This is a genomic window from Streptomyces sp. NBC_00038 (assembly GCF_026343635.1).
In the GTDB taxonomy this organism is placed as follows: domain Bacteria; phylum Actinomycetota; class Actinomycetes; order Streptomycetales; family Streptomycetaceae; genus Streptomyces.
Window position 1 is genome coordinate 311,408 of the sequence record NZ_JAPELQ010000001.1, and the last position, 15,840, is coordinate 327,247.

Consider the following 15,840-nt stretch of genomic DNA (forward strand, 5'->3'; position numbering starts at 1 on the left):
CTCCTCAGCTGCGTTCGACGGTGAGGTCGAGGAAATGGGTGGCGCAGGAGATGCACGGGTCGTGGTTGCGGATGGCCCGTTCACAGAGGTGAGTCAGCTCTTCGTCGTCCGGTTCACCGGTGTCGAGGGCGCCCTGGGCGACGTGGCGCAGATCGTCCTCGATCGCTCCCTGGTTCTGGGCCGTGGGCGGGACGAGCCGAGCATCGGTGACGGTCCCTTGCGCGTCCAGCACATAGCGGTGGTAAAGCAGTCCGCGCGGAGCCTCCGTGGCACCGTGCCCGGTCCCTGCCCTGGGCGGCACCTCCACGTACGGGCGCGGTGGCTGCTCGTAGGTCTCGATGATCCGCAGCGCCTCGGTGACGGCATACACGGTCTCCACGGCCCGCACGAGGATCGACCGGTAGGGGTTGCGGCAGACGGCGCCGTCATACGGGTCACCGAGCCCGGCTTCGAGCGCCGCCTCGCGCGCCGTGCGGGACAGGTTGTGCCCGCTGATCGCGAACCGGGCGAGCGAGCCGGTGAGATGGCGGCGGCCGTCGAGCGTGGCCTGCAGGGCGGTGGAGTGCTGCACCTGCCCCTCGCGCACGTGCAGCGAGAAGTCCTCCAGTGGGAAGGTGGTGCGGGTCCCGTCGGGGCGGAGGACCGCGGGGGTTCCGGACTCGATGGCGTACGTTCCCCGGGCGGCCAGCGCCAGGAAGTCGGCGTCGACGATGGCGTCGGGGAAGTCGAAGCCGGCCACCCAGCGCACGGTCTCCCAGGCGTCGTCGAGGGCGCGCCGCAACTGCTCGGCCAGCGGCTTCAGTTCGGACTTCGAAGGTGTCCGGTGGAAGCCGCCGAGCCGGACGTTGACCGGATGGATGGCGCGTCCACCGAGGAGCTCCATGAGCGCGTTGCCCGTCTGCTTGAGCCGCAGACCGCGCTCCACGTGGCTCCGGTGGGCGCGGGCGAGGTCGATCGCGCCGTCGCAGCCCAGGAAGTCGGGAGCGTGCAGCAGATAGATGTGCAGCGTCTGGCTCTCGATCCACTCCCCGCAGTACAGCAGGCGCCGCAGCTCGCGCACCACCGGATCGATCTCGGTCCCGCAGGCGTCCTCGATCGCCGCGCAGGCGCTCATCTGGTACGCCACCGGACAGATCCCGCACACCCGGGCGGTGATGTCCGGCGGCTCGGTGTGCGCGCGGCCGCGCAGGAACGCCTCGAAGAACCGGGGCGGTTCGTAGATCTGCAGTCTCGCCTCAGTGACCGCGCCGTCCCGCACGCGAAGGTGCAGGGCGCCCTCCCCTTCGACCCGGGCGAGCGAGCCGACGTGCAGGACGCGGGACCCTTTGTGCGTCACGATTGCGCCTCCTTGGCGAACGCGGCGACGTTGAAGGTCTCCAGGAATCGGCGCGTATCCCTTTCATCCATCCCGTCGCGCCGCAGCACGGGGATCAGGGCAGGCAGGTTCACGGAACCGGAGGGGCCGAAGCAGCCGTAGCAGCCCCGCCCGTAGGCCGGGCAGATCGCTCCGCACCCGGCGTGCGTGACCGGTCCGAGGCAGGGGGTACCGTGCGCGACGGTGACGCACACGGTGCCGCGTCGCTTGCACTCGAAGCACACGCTGTGGTTCGCGATGTCCGGCTTGCGTCCCGCGAGGTAGGCGGTGACGACTTCGAGGAGCTGCCGACGGTCGATGGGGCAGCCGCGCAGCTCGAAGTCGACGTCCACGTGCGCGGACACGGGCGTGGACGTGGCGAGCGTGTCGATGTACTCGGGCCGCGCGTAGACCGTACGGCGGTACTCGTCGACGTCCGCGAAGTTCCGCAGGGCCTGGATGCCGCCCGCGGTAGCACAGGCGCCGATAGTGACCAGGTGCCGCGACTGGGCGCGGACGGCCCGGATCCGCTCGGCGTCGGCGGGCGTGGTGACCGATCCCTCGACGAGCGCGAGATCGTACGGTCCTGGCCGCACGGCGCTCGACGCCTCCAGGAAGTGGGCGACCTCCACCGCCCCTGCCAGGCCGAGGAGTTCGTCCTCGCAGTCGAGCAGGGTGAGCTGGCAGCCGTCGCAGGAGGCCAGTTTGAAGACCGCGAGCGTGGGTGTCGCCATGTCACAACTCCCTTACTGAGAGCATCTGTTCGGCCTGGCTCCAGGTGACGACGGGGCCGTCCCGGCACAGCAGCAGCGGCCCCAGCTGGCAGTGGCCGCAATGGCCGGTGGCGCAGCGCATGTTCCGTTCCAGCGACACGCGGATACGGTCGCCCGGCAGGCCGGCCGCGGCGAGTTCACGTGCGGTCGCGCGGATCATCGGCTCGGGACCGCAGATGAACGCCGTGCTGTTGTCCGGCGTGAAGCGGGCGCGCCCGATCAGGGCGGTGACCAGGCCGACGTCGCCGTCCCAGTCCGCGTCCGGCCGGTCGACGGTGACGCCGGTGTACGCGGTCTGCCAGCGCCGGACCTCGGAACGGGCCATGAGGTCGGCGGGGCTGCGGGCGCCGATGAGGACGCTGAGCCGGCCGTACGGCTTCGTGTCGGCCTCCGCCTGCCGGATCAGGGGACGCAGCGGGGCGAGCCCGATGCCGCCGGCGACGACCACGAGGTCCTGCCCGGCGGCCTTCTCCGGTTCCCAGCCTGTGCCGTAAGGGCCGCGGACGCCTATGACCTGTCCCTCGCTGCTCTCGTACAGCCCGTCTGAGACGGCGCCGACGCTGCGTACCGTGAAGGCGAGGTCTCCCGTGGCAGCGGAAATGGCACTTATCGAGACGGGTATCTCGCCGCGCCCGAAGACGTGGACCATGGCGAACTGGCCGGGCGCGAACCGCGGGAGTTCCCCGCCGACGGGTTCGAGGCGGATCGTGTTCGTGTCCGGGGTCTCCCACCGGCGGTCGACGACCCGGTACGGCACTGGGAAGGCACTCATCACGGCTGCCCGCCTCCGTAGGGCGCGTACAGGTCCAGGAGCCGTGTCCGGGACGCCTGCAACCGGTGCGCGAGGACGCGGCCCACCCACTGCTGGACCGCACTGCCGAACACGGGATCGTCCTCGCACATGAAGCGCACGGTGTCGGCGTCGAACTCGAAGGCGCTCACCGGGGTCATCGTCTCGGCGCCCAACTGCCATGTACAGGGAGGGAACAGCCAGGACCAGCCGACGAGTTCGCCGTGGCCCAGCGTCTCGATGACGGGTGAGCGCCGGCCGGGGACATACATGTCGAGCACGACGGTCCCGGAGCGGATGATCCAGAACCGGTCGGCCTTGCGCCCTTCCTCGAAGACGCGGGTGCCCTGCGAGAAGGTGACCTCGTGGGCCATCCCCATCAGCCGGTCTCGGTGCCTGGCGGACAAGGCCGTCGACACGTGGGTCAAGGTGCTCATTGCCGTGCCTCCTCGTGGAGAGCCGCGACTTCCTCGGTGATGTCGATGCCTGCCGGGCACCAGACGATGCAACGCCCGCAGCCCACACAGCCGGAGCTGCCGAACTGGTCGTGCCAGGTGCCGAGTTTGTGGGTGAGCCACTGCCGGTAGCGGCTGCGCGCCGAGGAGCGCACCGGGCCACCGTGCAGATGGGAGAAGTCCAGGTCGAAGCAGGAGTCCCAGTGCTGCCAGCGCTCGGTGTGGTCGCCGGTGAGGTCGGTGACCTCCTCGGTCGTGGTGCAGAAGCAGGTGGGGCACACCATGGTGCAGTTGCCGCAGGTGAGGCAGCGGGCGGCGACGTCGTCCCAGCGTTCGGCCTCCAGGCTTTCGCCCATGAGCGTCCGCAGGCTCACCGGTGGCATGGCCCGGCCCATGCGGTCGGCCGCGCCGGCGACCGCGGCACGCGCCGAGTCCCGGGTGGCGGCGTCTGCCGCGCGGTGCGGAACTGCGGCGAGCAGCCGCGCTCCGTCCTCGCTCCCGACGCGTACGTGGAAACGGTGCCCGTCACCGTCGACGACCTCGGTGAGCGCGAGATCGAATCCCGCGTCCGCGCCGGGCCCGCCGCCCATGGAGACGCAGAAGCAGGTGGCCCCGGGCTCGGTGCACTCCACGGCGATCAGGAAGGCACCCGTGCGGCGGGCCTCGTAGCCGTCGTCCTTGAAACGCCCTCCGGCCAGCACACGGTCCTGGATGGCGATCGCCCGCAGGTCGCAGGGCCGGACGCCGAGGAAGGCGTACGAGGGTGGCGTGACGGTCTCCGGCCGTACGGTCAGCCCGCCGTCGGGCGAGCGGTCGGCGCTCCACAGTTTCTCGCGCTGCGTGTGCAGGAAGTTCTTCCAGGACTGGGGTCCGGCGGAGTGCGCGAAGGCGGCACCGTCCTCGCGGCGCCGCAGCCGGTAGCGTCCGGCGTCCAGTTCCACGCCCCAGCCGTACGGGAGCTGCTCGGCCGAGTCGAGTTCGGCGAGCACGACCGCACCGTCGCGGACCGTGGGCCCGACGACGGTGCGGCCGTCGGCCGCCAGAGCGGCGACCAGGGCGCTGAGCCCTGCCCGGTCGAGGACTGCCGTGGTTCCGGCGGTGGTCATCTACGGCCTCCTTGGTCGAACTTGGTCGAACCGATGGGGCGTCCGACACCAGCATCGGCGCAGCGGACTCGCGGCGGGATGGGCCGATGGTCCCCACCCCCGCCGCTCGGCCCATGCTTCAAGCACATCCGGGACCCATTGGGGCTCGGTCTGCGCCCGGGCACGACCAGGGGCGTCGCGCCGGGCGCCCGCCAGCGGATCTCAACAGGGACGGGAGCGCGCAGGTTCAGAGCTGCCCCGATCCACGCGCGAGCGCGGCAGCGACGTGCGCGGCCCATGCCTCGATCTGTTCGAAGTCGCGAAGGTCCCGCCTTCGGGAGGACACAGCCGTCGAACGTCCAGGAACGTCGCTGTCGCACCCGCCTCCTGCGTCGCCCGCGCGGAGCCGGCTCCCTCTCTGGAGTCTCGCCCGCTTCGAGGCGCGGGGCTCGACGAGTTCGCGACAGCCTGACGTGTCAGTCGTGCGGGACCACGGCAATGGGGCAGCTCACATGGTGGATCATCGCGTGGGCCACCGGACCGGTGTGGGAACCGACCGCGGCGCGACGCCTCCGGCGGCCCACCACGAGCAGGCCTGCCCCTCCCGCGCCCTTCACGAGCTCGTGGGACGGGCGACCTTCGATCACGCTGTCGCGCACGTAGACGCCGGAGAACTTCTCGCGCCAGGGCTGCAACAACGCCGCGAGCTGCCGTTCCGCGTCCGCCTTGAGCCGTGCGCGCTCCTCCGTGTCCGGGATGCCGTGTCCGCGCGGAACACGCCAGACGTGAACGGCCCGTATCGGCGCCTGACGGCACTCCGCGGCGTGGAACGCGAACTCCAGCACGGCGTCGCATGGTCGCCCGAGGTCGACGGCGACCATGACGTCCCGCAGGGGCGTACGGACCGAGGGCTTCCCCGCCGAGTCCGGGAGGTGCTCGTCCTCGCCGGTGTCACCGGCCCGTACGAGAACGACAGGCCGCTCGGCGTGCGCGACGGTCGCCATGGCGACGGATCCCGAGAAGAACCCTCCGACACCGCCGAGGCCCTGGCTGCCGATCACCAGGAGTTCGGCGGTCTCCGCCTCGGCAAGCAGCGTGGGACCCGGCGGCCGCCTCACCTGTTCGGCGGCGACGTACAACTGCGGATAGCGCTCGTTCAGCCGGTCGTCCGCGCTGCGCAGCACGCGGCGCGCCCAGTACTGCGGCACCTGCAGTTCGGGCAGGGTCGCGCCCGTCTCCGCGTCGGGCAGCCCTTCCCAGGCGTGCACCAGACGCAGTGGCAGGCCTCGGCGCAGAGCTTCCCTGGCGGCCCAGTCGACCGCGGCGTCACTCTCGCGTGAACCGTCCAGGCCGACCACAACTGGTCGGAGCATGACCGTCACCTCCCTCGTCACCTGCTGTCGCTGATGTCCGTGCCGGTGAGCGCCGCCCGTCCGGCTTCGAGGCGGGCGGCCGGAATCCTGAAGGGCGAGCAGGAGACGTAGTCCAGACCCACCCGGTGGAAGAAGTGGATGGACTCGGGATCGCCACCGTGCTCGCCGCATACGCCGGTCTGCAGACGGGGGTTGACCGCGCGGCCGGCCTCAACGGCGATTTCCACGAGCCTGCCGACACCTTCCTGGTCGAGGCTCTCGAAGGGCGACACCGCGAAGATCCCCTTCTCCAGGTAGAGGGGGAAGAAGGAGGCTTCCGCGTCGTCGCGGGACAGTCCCCAGGTGGTCTGGGTCAGGTCGTTGGTGCCGAAGGAGAAGAAGTCGGCGGCCTCGGCGATGCGGCCGGCGGTGAGCGCGGCGCGCGGCAGCTCGATCATGGTGCCGATCGGGCAGTCCAGCGCCTGGCCGGTCTCGGCCGTGACCTCGGCGAGGACACGTTCGACTTCGGCTCGTGTCAGCGTCAGCTCCTCCACCGTCCCGACCAGCGGGATCATGATTTCGGCGTGCGGGTGCCCGCCGTCGCGCATCCGCTGGACGACGGCCTCCGCGATCGCGCGCACCTGCATCGCGACCAGTCCGGGCACGGCGAGACCGAGGCGTACGCCGCGCAGGCCGAGCATCGGGTTCTCCTCGTGCATGCGCTCGACCGCGGCGAGAAGAGCCCGGTCGTGGGGGTCGGGATGCTCGGCGCCGGCGATACGGACAGCCAGTTCCGTCCGGTCCGGCAGGAACTCGTGCAGTGGGGGATCCAACAGCCGGATCGTCACCGGCAGTCCGTCCATCGCCCTCAGGATGCCGGTGAAGTCCTCTCGCTGGAGCGGGAGCAGCGCCGCCAGCGCCTGCTTGCGTGCCGTGTCGTCGCGGGCCAGGATCATCGCCTCGACCAGCGCCCTGCGTTCGCCGAGGAACATGTGCTCGGTACGGCACAGCCCGATGCCCTGCGCCCCGAGGGCGCGGGCCCGCTCGGCATCCTCGGGCGTGTCGGCGTTGGCCCGCACTTCGAGGCGGCGTACGGAGTCGGCGTGGGCGAGCGAGCCCAGCACGGCCTCCGTCAGCGGACCGCTGTTCGCCGATCCGGTCTCCAGGGCACGCCCCACCTCGGATGCGGTGAGCGGGAGCGCGCCGAGGTGGACGGTACCCGCAGTGCCGTCGACGGAGATGGTGTCGCCCTCACGCACGACTACCCCGGAGGACGTGGTGAGTTGCCGGGCGACGGGGTCAACGGTCAGCGCCTCGGCCCCGCACACGCACACCTTGCCCATGCCCCGGGCGACGACTGCGGCGTGGCTGGTCTTGCCGCCGCGGCTGGTGAGGACGGCCTCGGCTGCGATCATCCCGGGCAGGTCGTCCGGGGTGGTCTCGCGGCGTACGAGGACGGTGTGTTCTCCGGCCGCGGCACGGCGCACGGCGCTGGCCGAGTCGAAGACGACTACGCCCACCGCGGCCCCCGGTGATGCGGGCACGCCGTGGGCCACCGGTACATCGGTCGGCCGGGTGTCGAAACGCGGAAACATCAGCCGGGTGAGTTCGGTGCCGTCGACCCGTGCCAGGGCCTCGTCCGCCGTGATCGCCCGCTCCTCGCGCAGATCGTGCGCGATGCGGAAGGCTGCCTCGGCGGTGCGCTTGCCGACCCTGGTCTGCAGGATCCACAATCGGCCCCGTTCGACGGTGAACTCGACGTCGCACAGGTCGTGGTAGTGCCGCTCCAACGTCCGCAGGTGCTCGCCGAGTTCGTCGTACGAACGCGGGTCGAGCGTCTTGAGTTCGTCCAGGGGTACGGCGTCACGCACACCGGCAACGACGTCCTCGCCCTGCGCGTCGGACAGGTAGTCGCCGTACATGCCGGGGGCGCCGGTGGCCGGGTCTCGGGTGAAGGCGACACCGGTGCCGGAGTCCGGGCCGAGGTTGCCGAAGACCATCGCCTGGATGTTCACGGCGGTACCGAGATCGTCGGGGATGTGCTCGCGCCGACGGTAGACGCGGGCCCGCTCCCCGTTCCAGGAGTCGAAGACCGCGCGGATGGCCCGGTACAACTGATCCACCGGGTCCTGCGGGAAGTCCTCGCCGGCCTCACGCCGGATCACCGCCTTGAACTCCTCGGTGAGCAGCGCCAGTTCACCCGCGTCGAGATCGTGGTCGGCGGTCACCGAGCGCGCGGCCTTGTGCTCGGCGATGGCCGCTTCGAACAGCTCGCCGTCCACGCCCATCACGGTCCGGCCGAACATCTGCAGCAACCGCCGGTAGGAGTCCCAGGCGAACCGGTCCTGTCCGGACGCCTTGGCCAGCCCCGCCACCGAGGCGTCGTTCAGGCCGATGTCGAGGATCGTCTCCATCATCCCGGGCATCGAGAACCGGGCTCCCGAGCGCACCGACACGAGCAGCGGCTCGTCCGGCTGTCCTAGCGTGCGACCCATGGCCCGTTCCAGACCGGCCAGTGCCCGGGCGACCTCGATGCCCAGCTCGGGCGGCTCCTCGCCGGTGGCCAGGTAGACCTTGCAGGCCTCGGTCGTGACGGTGAAGCCCGGCGGCACGGGCAGTCCGAGCCTGGTCATCTCGGCCAGCCCCGCTCCCTTGCCGCCGAGCAGCCCGGCCATCTCCCGGTTGCCGTCGGCGAATCCGTACACGTACTGCGTCGGCGCGTTCATCACAGGTCCGGCCTCTCACTCGTGGGGTACGACGGCCACGGGGCAGCCGACGTGATGGATGGCGGCATGCGTGACGGGTCCGGTGCGCGGGCCCACCGGCCGCTCGGTCGTGCGATGGCCGACGACGAGCAGACTCGCCCCGGAGGCGGCCCGGATCAGCGCGGTCGAGGGCCTGTCCGCCACGACGGTCTCCAGGACGTCGACGTCGGCGTACTTGTCGCGCCACGGCCCGATCAGCGCGGACAGGAAACCCTGCCACTCCTCCACCTGCTGCAGGTCGTTCATCAGACCGATGTCCCCGGGGCCGAGGTTCAGGGGGAAGGGCGGCTGCCAGGCGTGGACCACCCGGAGCCGGGCGCGGCGCAGCCGGGCCGCCTCGAAGGCGAACTGGATCAGCTCGTCGCACGGGTCGCCCAGGTCGACGGCGAGGACGACGTCCCGGTACCCGGTCCGGGTGGACGCACTGCCGTGGTCCGCCGGGAAATGCTCGTCCTCCGCCTCCTCCCCCGCTCGTACGAGGACGACAGGACGGGTCGCCTTCGCCACCACGCCCAGGGCGATGGAGCCCACCAGGAATCCGGTGAAGCCGCTCAGCCCGCGCGAGCCCAGCACCAGCAGGTCGGCCCGCTCGGCCGCGTTCAGCAGTGCCTCGGTCGCCGGGCCCTCGACCTGCTCGTCGTAGAGGCGCACGCCGGGGCAGGCGCCGCGGATGCGTTCCTCCGCCTGGCGCAGGGCACGCCGGGCCAGATGCCGTTGCACCGCGGTCGCCGGCTCGCCGTCCACCTGGCGGGGGTGCCAGTTCCAGGCGTGCACCAGGCGCAGCGGAAGCTCACGGCGCAGAGCTTCGCGGGCCGCCCACTCGGCGGCGGCCAGGCTTTCGGGGGATCCATCGACTCCGACGGCTACGGGCGGGAGCATGACACGTACCTCCTGTGCTCGACCTGTTCCTCACCGCCAGCGTCCCGCCACGGCAACCCGGTGCGCATGGGGCCGCGAGGTCCTCCCCCGGGTCCATTCGGCCCCAGCGCAGGCCGGCGATCGGCAACCGGACCGGGAAGCCTTCCCTCCGCGTGCGAGAAAACGATGTCCACAGCGTGATCGCCGCGGCCGAGGGCAGAGGGGTCGGTGTCGAGACCGATACCTCGCCGGTCGAGATGGGTACGACGACATGTCGATCACCGTCGGCGGGCACCGCACCGCGGTCATGGCAGACACGGGACTCCTGCGCGAGGAGCAGTGCGGTGTGCGCGGGAGCATGTTCCACGGTCACGCCTGTTGCGGCACGATCGCCACCGGGCAGTCCGCATGGTGCAACAGCGTGTGGCCCACCCGGCCGAGCTGCAGGCCGACGTGACCGTTCCTGCGCCGGGCTCCGATGACCACGAGGTCAGCGGCGGCCGAGCGGTGCAGCAGGACCTTCCGTGCCGGTCCCTCGACCGTGGTGCGGTGCACCCGGACGTCCGGGTGGTCCGCGACGGCGTCGTGGAGCGCGGCGTCGAGCAGGGCCGAAGCCCGCTCCTCGTGGTACCGCGCCGGTTCGTCGGCCGGCATCGGGTGGTCGGTGGTTTCGTGCGCGGGGCAGCGCCAGGCTCGTACGACTTCGAGCGGGCACCGACGGGCCTCGGCCTCCCGGAAGGCGAATCGCACCGCCTCACCGCTCACGGCGGGGTCCCCGGCACCAAGCACGACCCGCTCGTGCGTGCCCTCCAGTCCTGCCTTGTCTCCGCGGACCACGATCACCGGGCAGTGGGCGCGGGCCGCCACGGCCAGGCCGACCGATCCGAGAAGCAGTCCCGTCAGCTCGCCGCGGCCACGCGAGCCGGTCACCAGGAGCGAGGCGTTGCGACCTGCGTGCAGCAGAGCGGACACCGCTTCCTCCGGCGTCGCCTCGGTGGAGATCTTCACCTCCGGCCTGCGCCGCCGGGCGCGTTCCGCGGCGGATCCGACGATGTTCTCGGCGAGCACCTGCCCGGGGCGCCGACCAAGGTCACTCCCGAGTGCAACGCCTTCGTAGCGTTCCCAGAGGAAAGCGTGCACCAGGCGGAGCGGCAGGCCGTGGCGGGCCGCCTCGTCCACCGACCAGTCCGTCGCGCGGAGGCTGGACTCCGATCCGTCGACGCCCACGATCAGGGGCAGCTCCATTGTCCCCACCGCCTTCCGTCCGGCTGAGGAAATCCCACTGAAGAGAGGACTACCTCCACCGTCACACCTGTGCCCGGCCGGCAGGAGGGGCGGTTCGACCCTTGTCGGGGACGTTCGGCCCCCGGAAGGTGGCGGTCCGGGCCGAACGTCCCGGCCTGCTTGCCCGGTCAGCCTCTGGGGGCGCGATCTCACGCGCCGGACGATGAAGGCGTGGGAAGGAACACCATGAAGCACACGAAGATCGGCGCTCTGATGGTCGCCGACGTCGTCACGGCGCGCTACGAGACCCCGTTCAAGGACGTCGCGCGGCTGCTCGGCGAGCACCGCGTCAGCGGTCTCCCGGTCGTGGACAAGGACGGCAAGGTCATGGGGGTGATCTCCGAGACCGACCTGATGGTGCGGCAGGCGGAGACCTCCGAGCCCTACGGGCCGAAGCGCCACTTCCGGTTCGCCGAGCTGACGCGCGGCGCCCGGAGACAGGCGGCGAAGGCTCACGCCCGTACCGCGGGGCAGTTGATGACCGAGCCGCCCGTCACCGTCCACGCCGACGACACCGTCGCCGAGGCGGCCCGCACGATGGCGCTGCACCACGTGGAGCGGCTGCCCGTGGTGGACGAGGAGGCCCGGCTCGTAGGCATCGTCACCCGCGGGGACCTGCTCCAGGTCTTCCTGCGCACGGACGACGAGATCCAGGCGGACGTGGTCAAGGGCGTCGTCGTCGACTCCCTGTGGCTGGCGCCCCAGACCATCGGGGTCGACGTCCACGACGGCGTGGTCACTCTCAATGGCCAGTTGGAGCGGCTCAGCGAGAAGCACGTCGCGTTGCGCATGACGAGCCAACTGGACGGCGTCGTCGGTGTCGTCGACCAACTGTCGTACCGGATCGACGATTCCCACCTGAAGCCGGCCGAACAGGCCCTGCACGGCGTCGCCGACGACTGGCTTCGCAAGCTCTGAGACAGCCCGGGCACCCCAGGGCGCCCGGCCGACAAAGGAGAACAGCCATGGTTCCGCTCGTCCTGCTCGGTGCGATGGTGCTGGGCGCCTGCCTGGTGTTCGGCTACAGCTCGTTCATGGTCGGCTTCATCCTGATGGCGGGAGGGGTCCTCGGACTCATCACGTTCCTGGCCACGATCGGCGTCAAGCGGCCTGGCGAGCGCGAGACCGTCATAGACGAGCGGCACTACATCGGCGGCCACGACGACCACCGCAACTACCGCTGATCCCCTCCCCCGCGAAGGGACCGAACGCCATGAGCACGCAAGCCGTGCGCCCGCGGCAGCTCGCCCGGCTGAACGCGACCCTCGATCCACAACTGTCCCGGTGGCTGTGACTGGTGAAGTGGCTGCTCGCCCTTTCCCACGTCGTCATCCTGGTCTTCCTGTGGGTGGCGTTCGCGGGCGCGAGCGTGGCGGCGTTCGTCGCCGTCCTCGTCACGGGCCGCAACCCGCGCCCGCTCTTCGACTTCAACACCGGTGTGCTGCGCTGGAGTCGGCGCGTGGCCTACTACGCGTACGGCGCACTCGGTACCGACCGCTACCCGCCCTTCACCCCCGCCGATGTCCCCGACTACCCGGCGCACCGGGACTTGGCGTACCCGCAGCAACTGTCCGTGGCCTCGTCCTGGTGACGTGGTGGCTCCTGGCCATCCCCCACTACCTGGTCCTGGGACTCCTGCTGGGCGGCATCCGCGCGCCTCGGGCCGCGGGCGGGCTCATCGGGCTGCTCACGCTGTTCGCCGGGATCGCGCCGGCCCCCACCGGCCGCTATCCGCACGGCATCTTCGACCTGGTGACCGGTCTGAACCGGTGGGCGCTGCGCGTGGCCGCCCTACGCCGCCCCGATGACCGACGCGTATCCGCCGTTCCGACTCGACCAGGGCGGTGAGGAACCGGCGCAACAGCGCGACCAGCGTTCGCCGGGTGGCTCATGTTCCAACCGGCGGGTGGCCGGTTCGGCGACTACCGCGAGTGAGCGACCGGCCTCGTTGAGGAGCCGACCCCCGGATGACGACGGTGGAGAGTCGCCTGGCGGCACGTGTGCAGACGGCGCAGCAGCCGGACGAGCAACGCGTCTGCCACCGCCGCAACGACGAACGTCACGCCCATGGCCGCGACCAGCAGCACGGCGAACAGCTGATAGAACTCCGGCGTGAGAGTCGTACGCACTGTCCTCACCTCCTGTGGGACTGCATAGCGGGAAGCTCCTTCACTTACAGCCAACTCCCTCTATATGCAGGGCACTTGAGCCAGTCGGTGCTCACTCGGGTGCCGAATGGCCCTTGCGCCCGGACGGAGACTGATCGGCCCCCGAAAAGGGTCGTTCGGCCCCTGTGAGGTGGTCCCGTGCCGACGCACGCTGGCGGATATGAGGACGCGTACGCGGATCGCCGTGGTCGGCGTCGGGAACGAGTTCCGGCGGGACGACGGCGTGGGATGGAAGGTCGTAGCCCGGCTGCGGGAGCGGTCCGGGAACCGGCCCCTGCCGCCCGGCACCGAGTTCGCCATCTGCGACGGCGACCCCGGCCGCCTGATCGGACTGTGGGAGGGCGCCGCTCTGGCCGTGGTCGTCGACGCGGCCCACGCGCACCCCGCAAGCCCCGGCCGGGTCCACCGCCTCGAACTCGACGCCGAGCGCCTCGACCGGCCAACGACGACCAGCTCGCACGGGCTCGGCCTCGGCGAGGCCGTCGAACTCGCCCGTGTGCTGGGGCAGTTGCCGACGCGGCTCGTCGTCTACGCCGTGGAGGGCGCCGAAAGCTCCCTCGGCACCGGGCTCTCACCCGCTGTCGCGGCCGCAGTGGAACCCCTCATCGCCTCGGTCGAGGACGAAATCGTGCGGTTTCTCGCTGCCACAGCCCGGGAGGAGCAATGAACGTTCGGCGCTTCCAGGTGTACGGGACCGTACAGGGGGTCGGATTCCGGCCCTTCGTGTACCGGACCGCCGAAACGCTGGGCCTGTCCGGCTGGGTGGCGAACGTGAACGGGCATGTGGAGGGCGAGGTGGCGGGACCACCCGGTGTGATCGAGGAATTCGCGTCCCGGCTGCGTGCCGACGCGCCGGTCCTCGCCCGCGTCCGCCGGGTCGAACTGGCCCCGGGTGACAAGGAGTCGGCGTACGGCACAGGCTTCCGCGTGTGGCACAGCGCACCCGGTCACACGGGGACGGCGCCGCGCGAGGTCCCTCCCGACGCGGCGATCTGCGACGCCTGCCTGCGGGAGCTGTCCGACCCCGCCGACCGACGCCACCGCTACCCGTTCATCAACTGCACCGACTGCGGACCGCGCGCCACGATCATCGAGGACCTGCCGTACGACCGTGTCCGCACGACCATGCGCCGCTTCCCGCTGTGCGCGGACTGCGCGGCCGAGTACGCCGACCCGGCCGACCGCCGCTTCCACGCCGAACCCCTCGCCTGCCCCACCTGCGGCCCCCAACTGGCCTGGGGGGAACTGCGCGACGAGGCGGCGCTGCGGGCAGCGGTGAAGACCGTCGCCGACAGCGGGATCATCGCGCTGAAGGGGCTCGGCGGCTACCAACTGGTCTGCGACGCGGGCGATCCCGCGGCGGTGGCGGAGCTCCGGCGCCGCAAGCACCGCCCGGCGAAGCCCTTCGCCGTCATGGTGCGCGACGTCGATGCGGCAGCACGCCTGGCAGGCATGGGCAGTACGGAGCGCGAGACGCTGACGTCTCCGGCGCGTCCGGTGGTGCTGCTCAGGGCTCGCCCGGTGCGCGGCGAGGCCCCCCTCGCCTACGAAGTCCACCCGGGCCTCCCCCGCATCGGTCTGTTCCTGCCCACCACCGGCCTGCACCACCTCCTGCTCGAAGACCTCGCACGGCCGCTCGTGGTCACCAGCGGCAACCGCAGCGACGAGCCGATCTCCGTCGACGACGCCGAGGCCCGGCACGCTCTCGCCGACGTCGCGGACGGCTTCCTCACGCACGACCGGCCGATCCGCGCGCGTTACGACGACTCGGTGGTCCAGCTCACCGGGCGGACCCGGATCACCGTCCGCCGAGCACGCGGACTGGCCCCCGCTCCCCTGCCACTGGCCGTCGGCACACCGGTCGCCGGAGCCGGCGCCCAGCTCAAACACACCTTCACGCTCGCCGCCGACGACCGGGCTCATCTCGGCCCGCACACCGGCGACTTGGCGGACATGGCGACGTACGACGCGTTCCGGAAGGCGTACGACGATCTCAAACGACTCACCGGCATCGAGCCGGTGGCCATCGCGCACGACCTGCACCCCGGCTATCTCTCCACGCAGTGGGCCGAGGCGCAGCAGCTGCGCCGCATCCCCGTGCAGCACCACCACGCTCACGTGGCCGCCGTAGCGGCCGAACACGGGGTGCGCGGCCGTTTCCTCGGGGTCGCCTACGACGGTCTGGGGCTCGGGGACGACGGAACCCTGTGGGGCGGCGAGATCCTCGTCGCCGATCTGAGCGGCTACCGCCGCGTGGGCAGGTTCGCGACAGCGCCCCTGCCCGGCGGCGACGCGGCGGTACGCCATCCTTCCCGCACGGCTCTGGGCCAGTTGCTCGGCGGTGAACCGCTGGGCACACCGCGCCCGTACCCGTGGCTGACTCGGGCTTTCACGGACCGCCTCGATCCGTCCGAGGTCGCCGCCGTGCGCGCCATGGTGGCCCGCGACGTCAACTGCCCGCGCGCCTCCAGCGCGGGGCGGCTCTTCGACACGGTCGCCTCACTGCTCGGCCTCGCGGACGCGGTCGGCTACGAGGGCGAGGCGGCCGTCCTCCTCGAAGCCGCGGCGGGCACCGAGCACGCGGTGCCGCTGGCCCACCGGATCGTGCGGGTGAACGGTCTGTGGGTGTATGACCCCGCGGCGACCCTGACCGACCTGTTGGAGCGCCGGTCCAGCGGGGAGCCCGTGCCCCGACTGGCCGCAGCCTTCCATCTCACGCTCGCGCTGGTCACCACCGAGCTCGTCGTGCGGGCCGTGGAGGATGGTGCGCCGCACACGGTGTGCCTGGGCGGCGGCTGCTTCGTCAACCGTCGGCTGCTGACCGAGGTCAGGCGCAGACTGCACGCGCAGGGACTGCGGGTGCTGGTCGGCGGCCAAGTTCCGGTCGGGGACGGCGGCATCAGTTACGGCCAGGCAGCGGTCGCCGCCGCGCGGCTGGCCGGGGAGAGGTGAACGC

At 71.4% G+C, this 15,840-nt stretch carries 14 protein-coding genes and 1 pseudogene; 5 read left to right on the forward strand and 10 right to left on the reverse strand.

Translation table 11 applies throughout. The features are described 5' to 3' along the window. Window positions 1-4 precede the first annotated feature (4 nt). From OG219_RS01505 to OG219_RS01545, 9 genes are all read right to left on the reverse strand, one after another. A complete protein-coding gene (locus OG219_RS01505; protein ID WP_266822015.1) occupies window positions 5-1,336 on the reverse strand; it encodes a Ni/Fe hydrogenase subunit alpha in 1,332 nt (443 codons plus the stop codon). Beyond that, window positions 1,333-2,088: an oxidoreductase gene (locus OG219_RS01510; RefSeq protein WP_266822017.1), complete on the reverse strand. Its 756-nt coding sequence runs from the start codon at window positions 2,086-2,088 to the stop codon at window positions 1,333-1,335. The genes OG219_RS01505 and OG219_RS01510 overlap by 4 nt, the downstream gene beginning before the upstream one ends. A gap of 1 nt (window position 2,089) precedes the next feature. Further along, a complete protein-coding gene (locus OG219_RS01515; RefSeq protein WP_266822018.1) occupies window positions 2,090-2,899 on the reverse strand; it encodes an FAD/NAD(P)-binding protein in 810 nt (269 codons plus the stop codon). Next, the gene (locus OG219_RS01520; protein ID WP_266822020.1) at window positions 2,899-3,354 is read right to left on the reverse strand and encodes a cyclic nucleotide-binding domain-containing protein; all 456 of its coding nucleotides are present in this window, start codon (window positions 3,352-3,354) and stop codon (window positions 2,899-2,901) included. Before OG219_RS01520 ends, OG219_RS01515 begins: the two co-directional genes overlap by 1 nt. Continuing rightward, window positions 3,351-4,478: a 4Fe-4S dicluster domain-containing protein gene (locus tag OG219_RS01525; protein ID WP_266822022.1), complete on the reverse strand. Its 1,128-nt coding sequence runs from the start codon at window positions 4,476-4,478 to the stop codon at window positions 3,351-3,353. Before OG219_RS01525 ends, OG219_RS01520 begins: the two co-directional genes overlap by 4 nt. A gap of 455 nt (window positions 4,479-4,933) precedes the next feature. Further along, entirely contained in the window at window positions 4,934-5,830 is an 897-nt protein-coding gene (locus tag OG219_RS01530; RefSeq protein ID WP_266822024.1) for a universal stress protein, read from the reverse strand. 17 nt (window positions 5,831-5,847) lie between these two features. Next, window positions 5,848-8,535 carry a pyruvate, phosphate dikinase gene (ppdK, locus tag OG219_RS01535; RefSeq protein WP_266822026.1) on the reverse strand — a complete coding sequence of 896 codons (2,688 nt, stop codon included), beginning with the start codon at window positions 8,533-8,535 and terminating at the stop codon, window positions 5,848-5,850. Window positions 8,536-8,550: 15 nt separating this feature from the next. Beyond that, on the reverse strand, window positions 8,551-9,453 hold the full coding sequence (locus OG219_RS01540; protein ID WP_266822028.1) for a universal stress protein: 903 nt from the start codon (window positions 9,451-9,453) through the stop codon (window positions 8,551-8,553). Window positions 9,454-9,801: 348 nt separating this feature from the next. Continuing rightward, on the reverse strand, window positions 9,802-10,677 hold the full coding sequence (locus tag OG219_RS01545) for a universal stress protein (protein WP_266822030.1): 876 nt from the start codon (window positions 10,675-10,677) through the stop codon (window positions 9,802-9,804). A gap of 225 nt (window positions 10,678-10,902) precedes the next feature. Here OG219_RS01545 and OG219_RS01550 point away from each other — a divergent pair, with 225 nt between their 5' ends. From OG219_RS01550 to OG219_RS01560, 3 genes and pseudogenes are all read left to right on the forward strand, one after another. Continuing rightward, entirely contained in the window at window positions 10,903-11,634 is a 732-nt protein-coding gene (locus tag OG219_RS01550; RefSeq protein ID WP_266822032.1) for a CBS domain-containing protein, read from the forward strand. Between the two features lie 47 nt (window positions 11,635-11,681). After that, entirely contained in the window at window positions 11,682-11,900 is a 219-nt protein-coding gene (locus OG219_RS01555; RefSeq protein WP_266822034.1) for a hypothetical protein, read from the forward strand. 29 nt (window positions 11,901-11,929) lie between these two features. Beyond that, window positions 11,930-12,571, forward strand: a pseudogene (locus OG219_RS01560) (DUF4389 domain-containing protein); the annotation flags it as partial. Between the two features lie 67 nt (window positions 12,572-12,638). Here the strand turns inward: OG219_RS01560 and OG219_RS01565 are convergent. Then, on the reverse strand, window positions 12,639-12,845 hold the full coding sequence (locus tag OG219_RS01565; protein WP_266835966.1) for a hypothetical protein: 207 nt from the start codon (window positions 12,843-12,845) through the stop codon (window positions 12,639-12,641). A 199-nt stretch (window positions 12,846-13,044) separates the two neighbouring features. On the opposite strand from OG219_RS01565, the gene OG219_RS01570 reads away from it, so the two are divergent. Then, a complete protein-coding gene (locus OG219_RS01570; protein WP_266822036.1) occupies window positions 13,045-13,551 on the forward strand; it encodes a hydrogenase maturation protease in 507 nt (168 codons plus the stop codon). Further along, window positions 13,548-15,836 carry a carbamoyltransferase HypF gene (gene hypF / locus OG219_RS01575; RefSeq protein WP_266822038.1) on the forward strand — a complete coding sequence of 763 codons (2,289 nt, stop codon included), beginning with the start codon at window positions 13,548-13,550 and terminating at the stop codon, window positions 15,834-15,836. The genes OG219_RS01570 and hypF overlap by 4 nt, the downstream gene beginning before the upstream one ends. Window positions 15,837-15,840 lie beyond the last annotated feature (4 nt).